This window comes from Thermococcus sp. 4557 (genome assembly GCF_000221185.1).
Classification (GTDB): domain Archaea; phylum Methanobacteriota_B; class Thermococci; order Thermococcales; family Thermococcaceae; genus Thermococcus.
In genome coordinates this window covers 183,926-202,384 of the sequence record NC_015865.1, presented here as the reverse complement: position 1 = coordinate 202,384, position 18,459 = coordinate 183,926, and the positions used below count along the sequence as shown (strand labels likewise).

Annotated in this window: 17 protein-coding genes and 1 riboswitch; of the genes, 12 read left to right on the top strand and 5 right to left on the bottom strand. The window is 53.9% G+C overall.

Translation table 11 applies throughout. The features are described from left to right. Positions 1 to 48 precede the first annotated feature (48 nt). Positions 49 to 1,485 carry a pyruvate kinase gene (gene pyk, locus GQS_RS00940; protein ID WP_014011783.1) on the bottom strand — a complete coding sequence of 479 codons (1,437 nt, stop codon included), beginning with the start codon at positions 1,483 to 1,485 and terminating at the stop codon, positions 49 to 51. Between the two features lie 93 nt (positions 1,486 to 1,578). On the opposite strand from pyk, the gene GQS_RS00935 reads away from it, so the two are divergent. After that, positions 1,579 to 2,043, top strand: a complete 465-nt coding sequence (locus GQS_RS00935; RefSeq protein ID WP_014011782.1) for a peroxiredoxin — start codon at positions 1,579 to 1,581, stop codon at positions 2,041 to 2,043. Between the two features lie 29 nt (positions 2,044 to 2,072). Here GQS_RS00935 and GQS_RS00930 read toward each other — a convergent pair whose 3' ends face one another. Then, positions 2,073 to 2,768, bottom strand: coding sequence for a peptidase M54 (locus GQS_RS00930; protein ID WP_014011781.1), 696 nt, complete (start codon positions 2,766 to 2,768; stop codon positions 2,073 to 2,075). Between the two features lie 94 nt (positions 2,769 to 2,862). Continuing rightward, positions 2,863 to 2,937, top strand: a riboswitch (Fluoride riboswitch). A gap of 24 nt (positions 2,938 to 2,961) precedes the next feature. Here GQS_RS00930 and GQS_RS00925 point away from each other — a divergent pair. Continuing rightward, positions 2,962 to 3,828, top strand: coding sequence for a hypothetical protein (locus GQS_RS00925; RefSeq protein ID WP_014011780.1), 867 nt, complete (start codon positions 2,962 to 2,964; stop codon positions 3,826 to 3,828). 44 nt (positions 3,829 to 3,872) lie between these two features. On the opposite strand, the gene GQS_RS00920 is transcribed toward GQS_RS00925, so the two are convergent. After that, positions 3,873 to 5,153 carry a sodium:proton antiporter gene (locus GQS_RS00920; protein ID WP_014011779.1) on the bottom strand — a complete coding sequence of 427 codons (1,281 nt, stop codon included), beginning with the start codon at positions 5,151 to 5,153 and terminating at the stop codon, positions 3,873 to 3,875. 153 nt (positions 5,154 to 5,306) lie between these two features. On the opposite strand from GQS_RS00920, the gene crcB reads away from it, so the two are divergent. From crcB to GQS_RS00890, 6 genes are all read left to right on the top strand, one after another. After that, positions 5,307 to 5,678: a fluoride efflux transporter CrcB gene (gene crcB, locus GQS_RS00915; protein WP_048056497.1), complete on the top strand. Its 372-nt coding sequence runs from the start codon at positions 5,307 to 5,309 to the stop codon at positions 5,676 to 5,678. A gap of 4 nt (positions 5,679 to 5,682) precedes the next feature. Further along, on the top strand, positions 5,683 to 6,063 hold the full coding sequence (locus GQS_RS00910; protein ID WP_014011777.1) for a DUF190 domain-containing protein: 381 nt from the start codon (positions 5,683 to 5,685) through the stop codon (positions 6,061 to 6,063). A 54-nt stretch (positions 6,064 to 6,117) separates the two neighbouring features. Beyond that, complete coding sequence (gene coaBC, locus GQS_RS00905) at positions 6,118 to 7,332, top strand: bifunctional phosphopantothenoylcysteine decarboxylase/phosphopantothenate--cysteine ligase CoaBC (RefSeq protein ID WP_014011776.1); 1,215 nt, start codon at positions 6,118 to 6,120, stop codon at positions 7,330 to 7,332. A gap of 61 nt (positions 7,333 to 7,393) precedes the next feature. Then, on the top strand, positions 7,394 to 8,206 hold the full coding sequence (locus GQS_RS00900) for a mechanosensitive ion channel family protein (RefSeq protein WP_014011775.1): 813 nt from the start codon (positions 7,394 to 7,396) through the stop codon (positions 8,204 to 8,206). A gap of 92 nt (positions 8,207 to 8,298) precedes the next feature. Then, a complete protein-coding gene (locus GQS_RS00895; protein WP_014011774.1) occupies positions 8,299 to 9,021 on the top strand; it encodes a MinD/ParA family protein in 723 nt (240 codons plus the stop codon). Positions 9,022 to 9,072: 51 nt separating this feature from the next. Continuing rightward, complete coding sequence (locus tag GQS_RS00890; protein WP_014011773.1) at positions 9,073 to 9,762, top strand: aspartate/glutamate racemase family protein; 690 nt, start codon at positions 9,073 to 9,075, stop codon at positions 9,760 to 9,762. A gap of 10 nt (positions 9,763 to 9,772) precedes the next feature. On the opposite strand, the gene GQS_RS10750 is transcribed toward GQS_RS00890, so the two are convergent. Next, the gene (locus GQS_RS10750) at positions 9,773 to 12,253 is read right to left on the bottom strand and encodes a tetratricopeptide repeat protein (RefSeq protein WP_014011772.1); all 2,481 of its coding nucleotides are present in this window, start codon (positions 12,251 to 12,253) and stop codon (positions 9,773 to 9,775) included. Continuing rightward, positions 12,246 to 13,460 carry an ATP-binding protein gene (locus tag GQS_RS00880; RefSeq protein WP_148236344.1) on the bottom strand — a complete coding sequence of 405 codons (1,215 nt, stop codon included), beginning with the start codon at positions 13,458 to 13,460 and terminating at the stop codon, positions 12,246 to 12,248. The genes GQS_RS10750 and GQS_RS00880 overlap by 8 nt, the downstream gene beginning before the upstream one ends. Before the next feature lie 102 nt (positions 13,461 to 13,562). Here GQS_RS00880 and GQS_RS00875 point away from each other — a divergent pair, with 102 nt between their 5' ends. From GQS_RS00875 to GQS_RS00860, 4 genes are all read left to right on the top strand, one after another. Further along, a complete protein-coding gene (locus tag GQS_RS00875) occupies positions 13,563 to 13,856 on the top strand; it encodes a MazG nucleotide pyrophosphohydrolase domain-containing protein (protein ID WP_014011770.1) in 294 nt (97 codons plus the stop codon). Between the two features lie 175 nt (positions 13,857 to 14,031). Beyond that, a complete protein-coding gene (locus GQS_RS00870) occupies positions 14,032 to 15,453 on the top strand; it encodes a TldD/PmbA family protein (protein WP_014011769.1) in 1,422 nt (473 codons plus the stop codon). Between the two features lie 10 nt (positions 15,454 to 15,463). After that, the gene (locus tag GQS_RS00865; RefSeq protein ID WP_014011768.1) at positions 15,464 to 16,786 is read left to right on the top strand and encodes a TldD/PmbA family protein; all 1,323 of its coding nucleotides are present in this window, start codon (positions 15,464 to 15,466) and stop codon (positions 16,784 to 16,786) included. 178 nt (positions 16,787 to 16,964) lie between these two features. Beyond that, entirely contained in the window at positions 16,965 to 18,245 is a 1,281-nt protein-coding gene (locus GQS_RS00860; protein ID WP_014011767.1) for an MFS transporter, read from the top strand. Positions 18,246 to 18,459: the final 214 nt, after the last annotated feature.

Sequence of the window (18,459 nt, the reverse complement as noted above, 5' to 3'; positions counted from 1 at the left end):
CGTTCGCCGTGCGGCGAGGCGGCCCAAAATCGGCTTGAATAAAAAAAGTCAAACGGTGAAAATCCTTATCGTGTTCGTTCCCACGGTCTTCCCTATCGGGGTTCCCTTCGTTAGCAGGATAGTGTCGTTCTCCTTAACGAGGCCGAGACCGCTTATCAGGCGCAGTATCTCGTCCTCGCTGGTCTCCTCCACGACGAATGGATAGACGCCGTAGGAGAACATCAGCGTGTTGCCGACCCATTCGTCCCGCACGAAGGCGAGAACCCACTGCTTCGGCTTGAAGCGCGAGATGAGCCTCGCGGTCTCGCCCGTCCTCGTCGGGGTGAGGATGTGCTTGATGTCCATCGAGTTCAGGGCCTCGATGATGCTCCTTGCTATCGTGTCCTTTATTGTGCCTTTCCTGGGCATCCGGCCCTTCCACTCGCTCATCTTCCACTCCACTATGCGCGCGGACCAGAGGGAATCCCTGTACGCCTCGATCGCCTTGGCTATCCTGGCCATCATCCTCACGGCATCGACGGGATACCTGCCGACCGCCGTTTCCTCCGAGAGCATCACCGCGTCCGTACCGTCAAGGATGGCGTTGGCGACGTCGGTGACTTCTGCCCTCGTGGGGAGCTTCTCCTCGGTCATGCTCTCGAGCATCTGCGTCGCGGTAATGGCTGGCTTGCCGGCGACGTTGGCTTTGTGGATGAGCTTCTTCTGGAGGATGGGCAGCTTCTCTATGGGCATCTCCACTCCGAGGTCGCCGCGCGCTATCATTATACCATCGGCGGCGCGGAGGATCTCGTCGAAGTTCCTGACGGCATCCGGCCGCTCTATCTTTGCAATGATAAACATCCTGCCGCCCTTTTCCTCAACAAAGCGCCTGACCTTGAGGACGTCATACGCCGAGCCGACGAAGCTTATGCCTATCGCATCGACGCCGTGTTCAATGGCGAACTCTATGAACCTGAGGTCACTCTCGGTCACCGCGTCTATTGCGATCCTTGCCTTCGGAACGTTTATGCCCTTGTGGGAAAAGAGGGTTCCCCCAACCAGGACCTTACAGACCACGTCGGTGCCGCGGACTTCCTCCACGCGGAGGGCGATGAAACCGTCGCTCAGGTAGATGACGTCTCCCCTGGAAACCATCTTCGGAAAGTCCTTGAACTGGACCGGAATAAGGCCTTCGTTGCCGACCACATCCTTGGTGGTGAGCGTTACCGTCTGCCACCTTCTGAGGGTCACTGAACCGCCAGCAATCTCGCCGACGCGGATTTTTACCCCAGGGAGATCACCGAGGATCGCCACGGGGCGGTTCAGCCTCCGAGCCGCCTTCCTCACCAGCTCAATGGTGCGGGCGTGCTGCTCCAGGTCCCCGTGGGCAAAGTTTATACGCGCCACACCCATTCCTGCCTTTATCATCGCCTCTATCGTTTCGCTCTTGAGGGACGCGGGCCCGATTGTGGCCACGATCTTCGTCTTGTGAGCGGGAAGCCTCATGTTCTCTCACCTAATCGGGTAGTCGGCGCGGTTCCTAATAACCTTTGCCAAAAGGATTAATAGTTAGGATGCCATACTTCCATGGGTGGTGGCATGAACCCCCTCGATATTCGGGTTTTCGATGAGAACGGGAGGGAGGTAACCCTCCGGGATGTAATCGGCGGAAAATGGACCGTCGTCTATGTCTACCCAAAGGACAACACGCCCGGCTGTACAACGGAAGCAAATGAATTCACCGAGCTCCTTCCGGAGTTTGAGAGGCTTGGCTTCCAGGTTGTCGGCGTGTCAAAGGACTCGGTCAAGAGACACCTGAGCTTCAAGGAAAAGCACGGATTAAAGGTGACCCTTCTCAGCGACCCCAACGCGGAGCTGATACGGGCCCTCGGTGCCTGGGGAAGGAAGAAGAGCTACGGAAGGGAGTACGAGGGCGTTATACGGAGCACGTTCATATTCAACCCCCACGGAGAAATCATCTGGCAGAAGACCAACGTCCGTGCGAAGGGCCATGCGGCGAAGGTGCTGGAAGAGGCGAGGAAGCTGGTGGGCGGAGGGCAGTAAGGAAGAAGCCGGACATTCAGGGTTGGAATTCACCGCCGGTGGTCCGAAGAAAGATTCGACTTCAACTTGATGAGGCACGTTCTGCAGTAGCCGGGCACCCTCGAATCCCATTCCTCCATACTGGCGGGCGGGTTCATGACACACTGGTTGGTGCAGTGCTCCAGCCCGAAACCGTGGCCCACCTCGTGGAGAACCCCTTTAAGAAGCCTTGCCTTGAATAGCTCCAGCGAAGCCCTCAGACGGCCCTGCGACTCCTTCTCCGGGCCGTCTTCTCCACCCGCCTTTCTCAGCAGCCCAGAGAGTTCGGGCGGCTCAAAGGGGTTCATCGAAAGCACCATTATCCTGAGGCCGAGCCTCGTTTCATGGATGCCGAGGAACTTCTCGTAGAAGTCGAAGTACGGATTGCGGGAAACCAGGGGAAAAGTCGTGAGGGCGAACATCTTATCCATCTTGATATCCGGCCGCTCCTCAATCTCGTGGATGAGCTTGGCATGGAGCACATCGACGAGGGCCTCAAGGGGATAGGCCCGGATCTTCCCTTCCGGGGTGTATATGTCTATCAGATAACCCGGCTCGAGCTTGAGCTTTCCAACGTAGAGAAACCTCAGTGGGAGACCGTTCTCTTCAAAGAACCTGTTAGCCCCGTCGAATACGTCAAAGACAACTTCTTTTATCAACTCCTCACTTATGAAGTTGCCGACGTATGTGAAGGCTATGAACTCCATGATTTCATCACAGAAAAAGGCTCTCACCAGACTTATTAAGCTTTTAGGTGATTAGCCCGGTGCACCACAAAGATTTTTAACCGCTATCCTGAAGGGTCACGTGGGCGATGGCGTCCGCCCGGGCTTCGAGCCGAACCGCCCGCCGAGGGCTGATGACGCCTGTTCTCCGTCAAAACCTTAAGGAGGCGGTAGAATGGGCTCGAAGCTTTATGACATTGGGCGATTCATTAACGCTGATTCGCTCATCAGATACATCGAGGAGAGACGCCACAAGGACGGCGGTTACTGCTTCGTCAGCGTCCTCAACGACACCAACGTCAACGACACGTACTACGCGATTAAAATCTACAACCTCCTCGGCATCGAGTTCCCCGAGCCGGAGAAAACTATTGAGTTTCTGAGCAACGCAATTCAGCCCCAGACGGCCGTGGTGGCGATAGCGATGGTCCTTGAAGGTCTGGCTATACTGGGAGCAGAGGACGTTGCGAAGGAGCACCTTGACATCGTTTTTACCAAGTACAACCCGCTGGAGGGCAAATTCGCCGTCGGCCTAGGCGGGAGCGAGGAGTTCGGGACGGCGACGCCGCTGGAGGCAACCTACTGGGTGGTCAAGGCCTTTGATGCAATTGGCATCAAGTTCAACCCCGACGAGAGGGAAGCCATAAGGGAGTTCATCATGAAGTTCCGCAACGGTAACGGCTACGGAGTCAAACAACCCACGACGACGATGACGTATCAGGCGATATTCAGCCTCCGCAAACTCGGCTATCGTCCGCCAAGGAGTCCTCACTTCCGGAACTGCGAGCTCTGCGGGGACTGGGGCGGCTTCACCGAGGTTCCGTACAGCCTTCCCCCGTACCTTGAGCCGACCTTCTACGCTACCAGGGGGCTGGAACTTCAGGGCGAGAGCCCCAGCTGTCCGAGGAGGCACGTCTGGTTCATACGCCAGCTGCAGAATCCCAACGGCGGCTTCAGGCGCTCTCTGGAGCTGGGCATCTCGAACTTCCAGAACACCTACAGGGCCCTGGCCGTGCTGGATTTCATGGAGAGGTTCCTCTGAGTGGTGCGAATGAGTCCACTCCAAGACATCCAAGGATTAAAAGGCTAATCCAGGAGCCTCTCCCTAAGGAGCGAAACCCACGCCGACTCCAGCAGCATCGAGAGCAGAACCGTCATAAGCCCAGCGCTCAGTATCAGCTCTCCCCACGCGATCATCTCGGGACTGTTGTAGACCCTACCGAGGACGACCGGCAGTATCGCCATGCTCGCGGCAACGGCACCCTTCGGCCCCTCCAGGGAGATGAAGAGGAACCGCTTGAAGCCCGTGAATGGCAGGACAACGAGGGAGGCCAGCGGCCTGGCGACGAATATCACGAACAGTGCCACCAAGAGCGAGGTGGCTATCGTCCCCCACTGCAGGCCCGTGAGGTCGAGGCTCGCGCCGAGGAGCACGAAGATGAATATCACCGAGAAGGTCGAGAGGACGTCGTTGAACTCCATGTTCCTCTTCACGGCATCGTCCACTTTACTGTTTTTCCTCTTGAAGAAATCGTGGTGGTTCCCGAGGATGAGGCCTATGATGGTGACGACGAGGAATCCCGAGGCACCGACGAACTCTCCAACAACGTAGCCGCCGAAGGCCATCGCCAGGCCGAGTATCTGGGTGTAGGGGCTTTTGTAGAGACCGAGCCGCACTATGGCCCGGTATGATATGTACGCTATAACCGCGCCGATAATGGCCGAGACGAATATCTGGTAGAGGAAGTAGACGATGGCCGCAACGTAGAGGCCGGCACCCTCCAGGACGGGCTCGACGGGGGCGTAGCCTGGAATCTCCGGGATTATGAGGAACAGGGCCACCATCGTGAGTATTATCGCGAGGGGGCCGTTGAATATTGCCTCGGTGATGATTATCGTCTCGACATCCTCCGGGACCTTATGCTCCTGGAAGAGCGGTATCAGCGTCGCGGGGTCGGTGCCCGAGACCACCGCTCCGAAGAGGAAGCCGACGGGGAATGGAACGCCAAAGGCCCACGAGAAAAACCAGCCGGCGAGAAGGGCAGTTCCCAGAAGGCCAACAGTATCGAGCAGGGTTATGACGAGCTTGTGCTCCTTGAGAACAGCGAGTCTAAGGCTGAACCCGGCCGCAAAGAGAACCAGGAAGAGTCCAAAGGCACGGACGTAGTAGAACAGCAGTCTGGCCGTTTGGGGGAGAATCAGACTCAGAACCGGCCCCACGAGAACACCAAAGAGAACAAGGAGCGGGGTGTATGGGAACTTCGTCTTCCTGCTGATGAGCATCGCCAGTATTCCCGAGAGGAGAACCAGGAGGGAGGCGAGGGCGATTGTCTCTATTCCAAACTCAAAGCTGGGGACGCCCGACATGGCGGTCACACCACATAGGACGGCGCGAAATTATTTAAGGGTATTGCCGCCAACGCGGCCCACTCCGGCAGAAAAGCCTTCCCAAAATCTTAAGTAGGGTTTGCTGGAGGCATGCTGGGAAGGACAGAAATCGAGAACCACAGGGGTGGGAGAATGAACTTCAGAATAATGACCGCGATAATGCTCGGCGGTGCACTCGGCGCGCTGGCGAGGTTCTACATCTCGGGAATCCTGCCGGTTTACAGGGAGTTTCCAGTGGGAACGCTCATGGTCAACAGCCTGGCCAGCCTGATCCTCGGCTACCTCTACGGCCTGCTCTTCTGGGGCATGGACGTCCCCGCCGACTGGAGGGCGTTCTTCGGGACGGGCTTCTGCGGGGCATTGAGCACGTTCTCGACCTTCTCCTACGAGACCCTTTCGCTCCTCCGCGAGAGGGAGTACCTTATAGCGGGCCTCAACATCGCGGCAAACGTTATAATCACGATCACCCTAGTGTTTGCGGGCTTCATCCTGGCCCGGAGGTGATTTCATGGTCGAGGTCGAGCACTGGAACACGCTCAGACTCAAGATATACATCGGCGAGAACGACCGCTTTGATGGAAAGCCTCTCTACAAGGCGATAGTGGAGAGGCTCCGCGAGATGGGCATCGCCGGGGCAACGGTGTACCGCGGCATCTACGGCTTTGGCAAGAAGAGCCGCGTCCACTCCGCCGACGTAATGAGGCTCTCGACAGACCTGCCCATCGTGATAGAGGTCGTGGACAGGGGATACAAGATCGAGAACGCCATAAACGAGGTAAAGCCCATGATAAAGGACGGCATGATAACCGTCGAGCCGACGATAGTTGTCTGGGTTGGAACGTCGGAGGAGATGAAAAAATTTGAGGACGATGCGGTCAGGGAGCTTTGATTCTCCCAATACATTATATATGAGTTAAACGAATCCCCTTCTGGAGGTGTTTCCATGCTTCACCACGTCAAACTGATCCATGCCACGAAGAGCAGAAAGCTCGTTGGCAAAAAAATCGTTCTCGCGATTCCCGGGAGTATAGCCGCCGTCGAGTGCGTCAAGCTCGCCAGGGAGCTGATACGGCACGGTGCCGAGGTCCACGCCGTTATGAGCGAGAGCGCCACCAAAATAATCCACCCCTACGCCATGGAGTTCGCCACAGGGAACCCGGTCGTAACTGAAATCACCGGCTTCATCGAGCACGTTGAGCTCGCGGGGGAGCACGAGAACAAGGCCGACCTGATCCTCGTCTGTCCCGCGACTGCCAACACGATAGGAAAAATCGCCTGCGGAATCGATGACACACCGGTCACAACCGTTGTGACGACTGCCTTCGCCCACACACCGATAATGATTGCCCCCGCGATGCACTCCACCATGTACGAACACCCGATAGTCGTCGAGAACATCGAGAAGCTCAAGAGGCTCGGCGTCGAGTTTATAGGGCCCCGCTTCGAGGAGGGCAAGGCGAAGGTGGCCACAACGGACGAGATAGTCTACCGCGTCATCAAAAAGCTCCATCCAAAGACACTCGAAGGAAAGCGCGTTCTCGTCACAGCCGGCGCAACGAGGGAGTACCTAGATCCGATTCGTTACATAACCAACGCGAGCAGCGGGAAGATGGGCGTCGCAATAGCCGAGGAGGCGGAATTCAGAGGGGCGGAGGTCACGCTCATCAGGACGAAGGGGAGCGTTCCCAGCTTCGTAGAGAACCAGATCGAGGTCGAGACCGTTGAGGAGATGCTCCAGGCGATAGAGAGTGAGCTGAAGGCCAAGAAATACGACATCGTTATCCTCGCCGCCGCGGTGAGCGACTTCCGCGTCAAGGAAAGGGCCAGCGTGAAAATAAAGAGCGGAAAAACTCTAACACTCGAGCTCGAACCGACGCCGAAGATAATAGACAGGATTAAGGAGCTTCAGCCGGGAGCTTTCCTCGTCGGCTTCAAGGCGGAGACCGGCCTCAGCGAGGAGGAGCTCATCAACGCCGCCAGAAAACAGATCGAGAGGGCGGGAAGCGACCTCGTTGTGGCCAACACGCTCAAAGCCTTCGGAAGCGAGGAGAACGAGGTCATCCTCGTGGGCAGGGACTCCGTCAAAAAGCTCCCGCGGATGGACAAACGCGAGCTGGCCGGGAAGCTCTGGGATGAAATAACCTCGATTCTCGAGTGAAAAAGGAAAACCTTTTTTACTTTGATACCCAATTTTCTCTAAAACTATTCGAGGTGATAGCATGGCGGCTCTGGATGAGCCCCTGCCCTACATAGGGGTTACGCCGTTCCAGCTGGTATCGGCGCTGATAATCCTGATAGTGGGCTACATCGTGGCAAAGATTCTGGTCTCGCTCTTCAAAAAGAGCATGCGGAAAACGAAGCTCCCACCGCTCGTCATCGAGTTTCTGGGGAGGTTCCTGGCGATACTGCTCTACATCATAGTCATCATAGTGGCGCTCGGTGCCGTCGGCATCTCAGTATCGCCGCTAATACTCGGCCTCTCGGCGGTCATAGGCTTGATCTTGGGCTTTGGTCTGCAGGATACGCTCACCAACCTCGCCGCGGGCGTCTGGATAACCGCCCTTAGGCCCATAGACCTGGGGGAAGTCGTTGAGGTGTCGGGTCAGACCGGAAGCGTCAGCGGCATCGGACTTATGAGCACCGAGCTCAAAACCCCCGACAACAGGATAATAACAATACCCAACAAGCTCGTGTGGGGAAGCATAATCGTGAACTACACCCGCATGCCAACGAGAAGGGTTGGCGTCGATATAGGCGTCGCCTACGGCACGGACCTCGACAGGGCGATAAAGCTTGCCATGGACCTGATGAAGAGCCATCCAAAGGTGCTCGATGACCCCGAGCCGAGCGTCGTGATAACGGCCCTCGCGGATTCCTCTATCAATCTGCAGCTCAGGGCATGGGCCAAGACGGACGACTACTGGGACGTAAAGGGCGACCTCACGAAGGGCATATACGAGCTCTACACGAAAGAGGGCATCGAGATCCCGTTCCCGCAGCTCGACGTTCACGTCAGGGAGATGCCCGAGTGATGCCCTTTCCCTCTTTTTAACTTTCAAGAAAAGATTTTTGAACCTTGCCACCCAGTTTTATTATTATCAGAACTCGTTACAAAGTGAGCAGAATGGTGGTCATAGGAATAACCGGTTTTGAAGGCAGCGGTAAGACCGCCCTAACTGCGAACATAGGGGCCTGCCTAGCCATGAGAGGCATCAGAACCCTTCTCGTCGACGCCGACCTGTACTTCCCCAACCTAGCGTTTCAGTTTGGGGTTACCCCCAAATACACGATTCACTCCTATCTGGAGAACCCAAGGATGGACCTGGAGTGGCTAACGTATCCGTACATGGAGATAAAGAACCTACATCTCCTCCTGGGCGACCCCAACGCCCCAATACGACACAAACTATCCTTCAAAAGCCTCACGACGCTCATCGAGTACTTTAAACCTGCATACGGCGCCGTCCTCATAGATTTCCCCTCGGGCCTTCCGATAGACGCCCACCCGCTCATCCCGGAGCTCGATTACCATGTGCTCGTCATAGATCCCAGCACCGTGCCCCTGAGGAACCTTCACGACTGGGTGGACTCGGCGATCAGGAAATTCCTCCACCTGGGAATCGAGGACTTCTGGGTGATTCTCAACAAGCCGCTCATACCAGAAAAGAACCTGGAGGCCCTTGAAAAGTTCGTCTCCGAGGAACTAGAGGTCCCTCTTCTCGGCACGGTACCGTACGACCCGATGATACTGGAGGGAACCCACAACGGCGCCCCGCTTTGTGCGTGGAGTGACGAGCTGGGTGTGATAGCCAAACTTTCTTATACATTCGAAGAAATTTTCATCTAATACTCCAAAAGGCTCATAAACCCTGGGATGTCCCGTTTCTTGGTGATTCTCATGAGGAAGATAGGAATAATAGGCGGAACAAGCCCCGAGGCGACGTGTTATTACTACAAGAAATACCTGGAGATAAGCCGCGAAAAGTTCGAGCCCTACGTTTTCCCCGAGCTGATAATCTACTCCATAAACTTCAAGGAGTTCATCCACAACCCGAACGGCTGGGAGGGGAGGAAGGAGATACTCATAAAGGCCGCCAAGGCCCTTGAGAATGCTGGAGCGGAGATAATATCGCTCTCGGCTAACACACCACACATCGTCTTCCCGGAGATCCAGAAGGCCGTAAGCGTCCCGATGGTGAGCATAATCGATGCGCTCATCGAGGAGATGGAGAGGCGGGGCGTTAGGAAGGTTCTCCTCCTCGGCACTAAGACCACCATGACCGCCGACTTCTACAAGAACGCCCTCCGCGAGGCCGGTTTCGATGTCATCACGCCGAACGAGGGGGAGATGGACGAGCTGAACAGAATCATCACCGAGGAGCTTATGTTCGAGAACTTCGCCAGCAGGGACTGGGTGCTCAACCTCATCAACCGCTACATAGATAAGGAAGGAATCGAAGGCGTCATCCTCGGCTGCACCGAGCTCCCGCTGATAGTGAAGCAGGGGGACGTTGAGGCCGAGGTCTTTGATACCGTTGAGATCCACATGAGGAAGCTCATCGAGGTAGCGAGCGAGAATAAAGAATGATGGATAGAGGCTACTTCTGTGTTCCCAGTTTTCTTACCGTCTCCCCTAAAGTCTTCTGCTCTTTCATTTTTTTAACTATTTCCTCTGCAATTTTCCGACTTTCGGGATTAAGTTTTAGGTACGCTCTCTCATTTCCAGTTTCCAGCACATTAATTGCAACCTCAAAAGGTTCCAATATCTCTTTGAGGTTCTTGACGCCTCTAAGGTATTCCAGTGAGAGCTTGAGCGCATTCATATCACAGTATTCAACAACATTTCTCAGAAAACCGGATATTGCACTTACTGTTTCCTTTGTTCTAGTCGGATCAAGCGTTAGAACTCTGTTTATAGTCTCAACCGTAGTTGAGAGGTAGTTCCTTGCATTCCCAAAGTTTCCCTCAATGAGGGCTTCCAGAGTAGCTCCGAGATAGATATCCAGACGAACCAGCCAGGCATCTGTAATCATAGGATACCTCTTTACAATCTCATTTGCAGTGTTTATAGCATCCTCACCTTTTCCTACCAAGCCCAGGGAACCTAATTTGATTCTCCATGCACTCCAGTCTTCGGGATGTTTTTGCAAGTATTGGTCAAGCAGAGGAATCGCTTCCTCGTAGCGTTCGAGTTCTATAAGGGAAAGAGCTAGTATCCTTATCGCGCTCGGATGATCTGGCTCCATGTCAAGAGCACGTTGAGCGTCTTCCGCAGCCTTTTCGAATTTACCAAGGTTAAGATAGCACCTAGCGCGGTCTAAGTACAACTCTGCGTTCTCTATATTTGCAGCCAAAGAAATTGCCCTGTTCAGTGCTTCCAATGCTTCAGAGTACCTCCCCATGGCCATGAGGGCCTCCCCTTTCAGGGCCCATCCTATATGTAGCTCAGGCGCCATTCCAATGACTCTTTCAAAGAGACCTATTGCCTCAGAGAGCTTTTCTTTTGCTAGGTAGAAAAAGCCCAGTGTGGCCAGCACAAGCCAGCTGTCTCTGAACATGTTAATGGCATCTTTAAGAACTTGCTCAGCCTCCTTCTCCCTCCCAAGTTCGTCTAGGGCTGCTGCCTTAAACATCCACGGGATGGGGCTTTTTTCGCCCCTCTCTATGTGCCGACTGGCCTTTTTGAGGATTTTCTCATACTCCCCATTTTTCATAAGTTCGATGAATTCCACAAAAAGTGCCTGTTCCTTAACTTCCATGTCACTTAGGTTCTCTTCTATTAGCTCTACAAATCCTGCTTCTAGAAGTTTTCTGGTGACTGGTTCCACAATCATCATTTTATAGTCCTTAGGCAGGCTGAAAAATAGGTATGCAATTTCCTTTGCCCTTTTTTTGTCAAGTTCTTTTTCTTCTAATAGGTTAGATAGCCTCTCAATGATCTCCTCAGGAGTGTACCAAACCTGCAAAAACTCGATGAACAAAGATACCATCCCCCTCTGGCTGGGATTGATCCTCAGCTCCCGCCATAACTTGAAGAGGACGTCCCTTACTGAGTAGTATGTGTTTTTACCTGCCCTCTTTGAGAGAATATAGCCCTCCCTTTCTAGCCTACGGAGATAGGTAGCAACGGATCTTTCGTCCATTCTTGCCTTTCGTGCAATCTCTTTGGGCGTTGCAGGCCGACCAATCATGATTAAGGTATCGAGAACTTTTCTCTTCCTACCATCGAGCATTGAGTATATGCTCTGATAGTACGGTGTGCTCTCGTCCAGTATCTTGAAAAGAAGGTTCTCAGCACTTACAACCTCACCGCTCTTCAGCACGTTGTAGAGTAAAACAACCGCCCTTGGGTTGCCACCGGTAATTCTAATAACGGCATTCACTGGGCCTCTTGATTCATTTATTCTCCTAATCAGTTCTGAGTCTCCCTCTATCTCGGCGAGTTTCCGGAGGAGTTCCCACACTTCATCCCTGCTCATTTCGTGAAGATGAATCATGCGGAAGAAGTTGAAGAATGGAGCGCTGTGCTTTGATACCCCTGGGAAAATGGAGGGAGCCGTCGAGACAATGCTCATGAAGTTTGTCTCCTGAAGGAAGGAGCGGAATTTTTTGACCTCTTCCTCCGTCATTTGTTCCTCAAGTATTTGATTGAGATTCTCAAGTATAACCACGATCATCTTTCTATTTTCCTTCAAGAATTCCTTGGCCAGTTCAATTATCTCCTCTTCAGTGTGGTCTTCAAGTTTGCTGACCACATCACGTTTCCCCATCGCCTCCAAAACCCTAACAAGAAAATCCGCCAAGGTAAAGATAGAGTACTCCTCCTCTGCGAGCTTTACTGGGAGCAACTCGTCGGAATGCTCCAAGAGCCGATAGTATAAGAGAGTCACAAAATGGCTCTTCCCTATACCCCTTGGTCCGATTACCAAGTAGTAGCGAGGACTGTTTATTCTAGCCCCCTTAAGGATATCTCGCCTTAGTCTTTCAAGGAGTCTCCTCCGTTCTTCCCCTACAAATATCCTCTCAAGGATCTCTCTTTCCATGACTGAGGGATTAAAAAGGTACAAGGCATCATCCATAGTTCAGCCCCCACCAATCCTTCATTAGTTTTGACTGGAAGATTATACGATCACCCCTCACAGAGATATAGAAGTCATTCTCTAGATCTCTAAGGAGGAGGTTGAACTCATCCTCACTGCATCCCGTGCGCTCTAGGAATATCTCCTTAGCAAGGTCTACATTAATTCCCTCCTCACTACCAGCGGCCTCCTTTAGTATTTCCTTTACTGGCTCAAGATACTCGGAGTAGTATATCTTGAGTCTATCACCATAATCGCGGAAGTACCTAGTACCTTCACTTCCGAGTAGTTTTGACCAGTACACCTCTTCAAGCCGGTTAAAGATTTCATCAGGACTCGTTCCTTCTTCCGTCGCTTCATATAAGATGTCCACAAAAACTGCAAGGAAATAAGGGACGTACGGTTCCCCCACAAGTTCGAGGATTTTATTCCCAATTCCTCCTGTGAATGGGAGATCATCCTCCTCGAACGCTGTTTCCAGAAACTTCAGAGCGTCTTCCTTTGAAAATCCACTCAGTGAAATGGTGTACATGTCATTTATGTATGCATTTCTTCCACTTATTGATTCTACCACTTTCTCAAAACTCGTGGAACCCGCTACGATGAATTTGATCTCTGGAACTTTCTGTCTCACTTTCCTAAACCACTGGAGAAACTCAACGGCATCGGAACCTTTCTTTTTCATATTGGACACTGCCTCCGGGAGTTCATCGAGAATAACAATGACAGGTTTCTTTTCAGAAGAGCCGACGATTGCCTTAACTATTTCCCTTCCAGTGTCATGCCAGGTTTTCTCATTGACATTGTCTTCAACAACTTTGCTTAGCTCAAGCTTTAAAGAGGCAACGGGTGTTTTCGCATCTATAGTTAAGCCTTTGAATATCTTTTTAAGTTTCTCGAAAAAGTCATCTCTAAGATCAGCCTCATCAAAAGCTGCCAAAGTTAGCTCATGGATAAATCTCTCAGGGGACGATACATCCATAACGTCGAGATAAATTACAGTATACCCATTCTTCTTCATATCACCCTCGAACTTTCTGAGCAGAGAGGTTTTTCCAAACCGTCGGGGGGCTGTGATAAGGATATTGTTCTTTAACACCTTCCTTTTAAGCTCTAAGAGTTCCCGTTCTCTGTCATGGAAGTCTTCTCCCAGTGCCGGCCCGCCGATCTGAACCATTCTATCATCCCCAACTATGGTGTCGTACAACACAACTGTCGTACGACAAATATGTTGTATATCATGCTTATATAGTTTGTTATCAGCGAGTGATTTTTAAGCCCTTTTCTTCCCATTTCCTCAGGTGAGAACATGGAGATACGCGAGTTTCAGGAGATGATCAGGGAGATCTACTTCCACAAGGACTCGAAGAGGGGAGTGGAGAGAACCTTCCTCTGGTTCGTAGAGGAAGTTGGCGAGCTGAGCGAGGCAATAAGGAAGAACGACCGCGAGGCCATGGAGGAGGAGTTCGCCGACGTTTTGGCGTGGCTCGCCAGCTTGGCCAACCTGCTCGATATCGATATTGAGGAAGCGGCGAAGAAGAAATATCCCGGCGTCTGCCCCTACTGCGGAAAGAAGCCGTGTGAATGTGAGGAGAAGTTTTAAGACCTCTGGAGGTTCCAGTTCCCCCCTTCTTCCAATAGGGTTTAATTTTGAGCCTCGTGTCCATTGATTTCAACTTGTCTAAAAGTCCAGTGCCCTCTTTTCGACCGCCATCTTAACGGAAAGACTTTTATACTTCCGGACGCACTATTCTATGCAGTAAACTGAGGTGATGTGCATGCATGAACTCGTAGAGTTCGCGGTTGAGAAGGCCCTCGAACTGGGGGCAAGCTATGCCGAGGCCCGCTTTGAGGAGAAGAACGGCACTTCTCTGGCCATGAAGAACGGCAATCCCGAAGGCCTTGAGATACTCGCCGACAGGGGGATTGGCATCAGGGTTTTAGTCGGGGGAGGCATGGGCTTCGCAAGCACCAACGTCCTCACGAAAGAGAGCGTAAGCGAGGCCGTCAAGAAGGCCGTCAAGCTGGCCAGAGCGGCCTCCAAGGTGAGAAACGAGCCAATTCGCTTTTCAGAAGAGGACTTCCACCGCGTTTCCTACAAGGTCAAGATGAAGAAGGACTTCAGGGACGTTTCCCCGGAAGAGAAGTTAGAAATCCTCCGGAAAATCGAGGAGGAGGTTAAAGCCGCCGGCGTGAACGTTCCCATGCGCTATCTAATGTACTCCGACCAGCTCTGGAAGAAGGTCTTCGTCAACAGCGAGGGGGCCTACGTGAAGAGCAAAATCCCGCGCGTTTCGGTAACTTATAACCTCGTTGTCTTCGAGAACGGCCAGATGGAGCAGGCGCCGTTCGTCCAGAGGGCGTTCTCCGGTGGACTGGAGCTCATCGAGAAGGACGAGCCGTGGAGCTGGGCGGTTAAGGATGTTGAAGCTCTGAAGAAGCTCATCTACGAGGGCAAGAAGCCGCCCGAAGGCAAGGTTGACCTGGTCATAAGCCCTGAGGTGGCAGGCATAGCCGTCCACGAGAGCGTCGGGCATCCCTACGAGTCGGACAGGATTTTCGGCAGGGAAGCGGCGCAGGCAGGAGAGAGCTTCGTCAAGCCAGACATGCTCGGCGAGAGAATCGGAAGTGAAGCCGTCACCGTCATAGAGGACCCGACCCTGCCGAACAGCTGGGGCTTCTACCTCTACGACGACGAGGGCGTCAAAGCGAGGCCGCGCTACCTCATCAAGGACGGAATAATCACCGAGTTCCTCACCAACAGGGAGTATGCCTATAAGCTCGGCCAGCGCTCCAACGCGGCCGCGAGGGCGATAAACTACAACCGCGAGCCGATAGTCAGGATGGCCAACACCTACCTAGCACCCGGTGACCACTCCTTCGAGGAGCTGATTGAGGACATCAAGCTCGGTGTTTACATGGTCTCGTTCAACGAGTGGAACATCGACGACAGGCGCTATCAGCAGAGGTACATCGGCAGGGAGGCCTACCTCATCGAGAACGGTGAGATAAAGCACCCGGTCAGGAGGCCTATCCTCGAGATAACCACCAGGGCCTTGTGGAGCAGCGTCGATGCAGTGGGCAAAGAGGTCGAGTACTACCCGGGAACCTGCGGCAAAGGTGAACCCGGACAGGGTGTCCCGGTCTGGATGGGCGGAGCACACGCGAGGCTCAGGGACATACCGCTGAGGAGGCCGTGAGGTGGTGGAGATGTTCGACGTTAATGAGTTCATCCTGAAGAAGGCCAAGGAGCTTGGATTTGGCGATGTCGTCGTTCTGGGCTACGAGATGGACAGGCGCCAGGTTCGCTTCGCCAACAACGAGATAACCGTTGCCAAGAACTGGCACGAGAGGAAGGTGGAGCTGTTCGTCGAGCTTGAGAAACGCGTTGCCGGAACGAGCATCACCGAGCTGAGCGAGGAGAACATCGAGAGGACTCTGAAAACCCTCCTGAGCAACATGAAGGGCATGGCACCGAAGGAGGACTACTACGGCATCGCTGAGGGGCCGTTCCAGTATAAAGACATCCCGGAGACCTTCGACAAGGCCATAGTCGAACTCGACGAGCCGAACGAGTACGTGGAAAGGGCCATCAACGCCGCCCTTGAGGAGGGAGCTAAGAGGGTAGCAGGTGTTCTCTACACCGACCACAATAGGCTTTACCTGACCACGAGCAACGGCGTCGAGGCCTTCGACGAGGGCAGTGGGATAGAGATAAGCGTTAGGGCCTTCATCGGAGACCTTGAGAGCGGCCACGGAACGAACTCGGTTCGCGTTCTCAAGAAGTTCGACCCCGAGAGCGCCGGAAGAAAGGCCGGCGAGATAGCCAAGATGGCACAGAACCCGGAGCAGGGGCCGGAGGGGAAGTTTGACGTAATCTTCGACCCGTTGGCGTTTGCGAACCTGCTGAGCTACATGAGCTTTATGACATCCGCCTACGCGGCGGAGGCCGGTTTCAGCTTCCTGGTGAACAAGCTCGGCCAGAAAGTCGCTAATGAAATCGTCACGATAAAGGACGTCGGCAACATGCCCAACGGCTACGGAACGAGGAAGTTCGACGACGAGGGAGTGCCCACGAGGGAAACAACGATAATCGAGAACGGAACCTTCAAGACGTTCCTGCTCAACACGAGCATGGCAAAGAAGTACGGAACCGAGACAACGGCCAACGCGGGCCTCATAATGCCCCACGCGTGGAACATCGTCCTTGAGCCGGGCGACTACTCCAGGGAGGAGTTGTTCAGCGAGGTCAAGAGGGGAATCTACATCACCAACGTCTGGTACACCCGCTTCCAGAACTACGTTGCAGGGGACTTCTCCACAATCCCGAGGGACGGAATATTCCTCGTCGAGAACGGCGAGCTGAGGCCGATAAGGAACATCCGCGTCAGCGACAACTTCCAGAGGATCCTTGAGGGAATCAAGGCGCTCGGAAAGGAGAGCTACCACATCCACTGGTGGGAGGTCAGCACGCCGGTTTCAACGCCCTACGTTCTCGTGGAGGATGTTGGCATAACGAGGGCGACGAAGTGATTTCCCCTCTTTTCTTCTTCGATGTTAGCTTGTGAAAACATGGGGCTGAAAACAGAACAGCCGGTCATGTTATTCTCCAAGGCTCCCGGAAAATTCCCCAAACCTGTGTAACAAGACGGAACGACCGAGAAAACGCTTAAAAACTTCTTCATGCAAATGAAACCAGGTGGTTGGGAAAATGGAGGCCATCGAAAACTCCCGGTTGAATAAGTTCCACTACACGCTTTTAGCCATCCTCGGAACCGTATGGGCGTTCATAGCCGTGAACACCATCTCGGCAGGATTCGTCATAGCCCTGCTCAAGAACGACCCCGCCTTCCAGGGCAGCCTCACAAAGCTAGGCTCCCTCGGCTCGGCGGCGCTCTTCGGCATGCTCTTCGGCGCGTGGCTCTTCGGATATCTAGCCGACAGGATTGGGCGGAAGAAAACCCTCACCCTCGCGGTTGCCACATTCTCCATCGGCTCGATAGTCAGCTCCTTCGCGGGTAGCCTGGACGCCCTCATAACCCTGCGCTTCATCGTCGGCCTCGGCCTCGGCGGCTCGCTGCCGGTTGCAAGCTCCTACTTCGCCGAGTTCATGCCCCGCTCGATAAGGGGTGCGATGATTTCAATCCTCGAGAGCTTCTGGGCGATAGGAACGATAATCATAGGAGTGGTTGCCATCCTCGTGAAGGCCGACTGGAGGGGCATACTGCTCTTCGGCGGCGCGATAATACTCATCATTCCGCTGCTCCTCACCCTTCCCGAATCACCCCGCTACCTGCTCGTCAGGGGGCGCGTTAAGGAGGCCGAGGAGACCATAAGAAGGGCCCTCGGAGTGAGCGTTAAGCTTGAGGTTCCGAAAGGGGAAAAGAAAGCCTCGGTCATGGACCTCTGGAGAAAGTACGGAAGGGTTACACTTATGCTCACGATAGCCTGGTTCAGCATAGCCTTCGCCTACTACGGCTTCTTCATCTGGCTTCCGAAGTTCCTCTCGGCAACGCTGGGAATCACCGTCTTCAAGAGCTTCCAGTACTTCATCATCACCGCCATCGCCCAGCTACCCGGCTACTGGAGCGCCGCATACCTGCTTGAGAGAATCGGCCGGAAGAAGACCCTCTCCTACTACCTCCTGCTTTCTGGAATAGCCGGAGTCGGCTTCTACTTCGCGGCCAGCTCGGGGAACGAGGCGGCGATAATCGCGAGTGCGATAGCCTTCAGCTTCTTCAACCTCGGTGCCTGGGGAGCCATCTACGCTTACACGCCGGAGCTCTACCCGACGGCCGTCAGGGGCACCGGAACCGGCTGGGCGGGGGCGATGGCGAGGATAGGCGGGGGAATCGCACCGATCCTGGCCGGCAGGATAATGGAGCTGAGCGGGAGCGCTTTAGCAGTACTTGTGATTGCCGTGGTGGCGATAATCGGCGCGCTGGACGTCTTAGCGTTAGGGGAGGAGACGATGGGAAAGGCACTCGCTTGAGGCATCAGCGGACCATTAATTTTTATTTTTGAAGGTAACATTTATAAGACGTTCAATCGTCACACCTGTTGGTGACCTCCGATTAGAGGAAAACTCGGAAGAGTTATTACACTAATCGTACTGATTATTGCTTTTCAAGGGGTACCCTCAACCACTTCGGCATGGGAAACAGCCGGGTGGCTCAGAGAAGGCACCCACGCAACGTATGCACTCC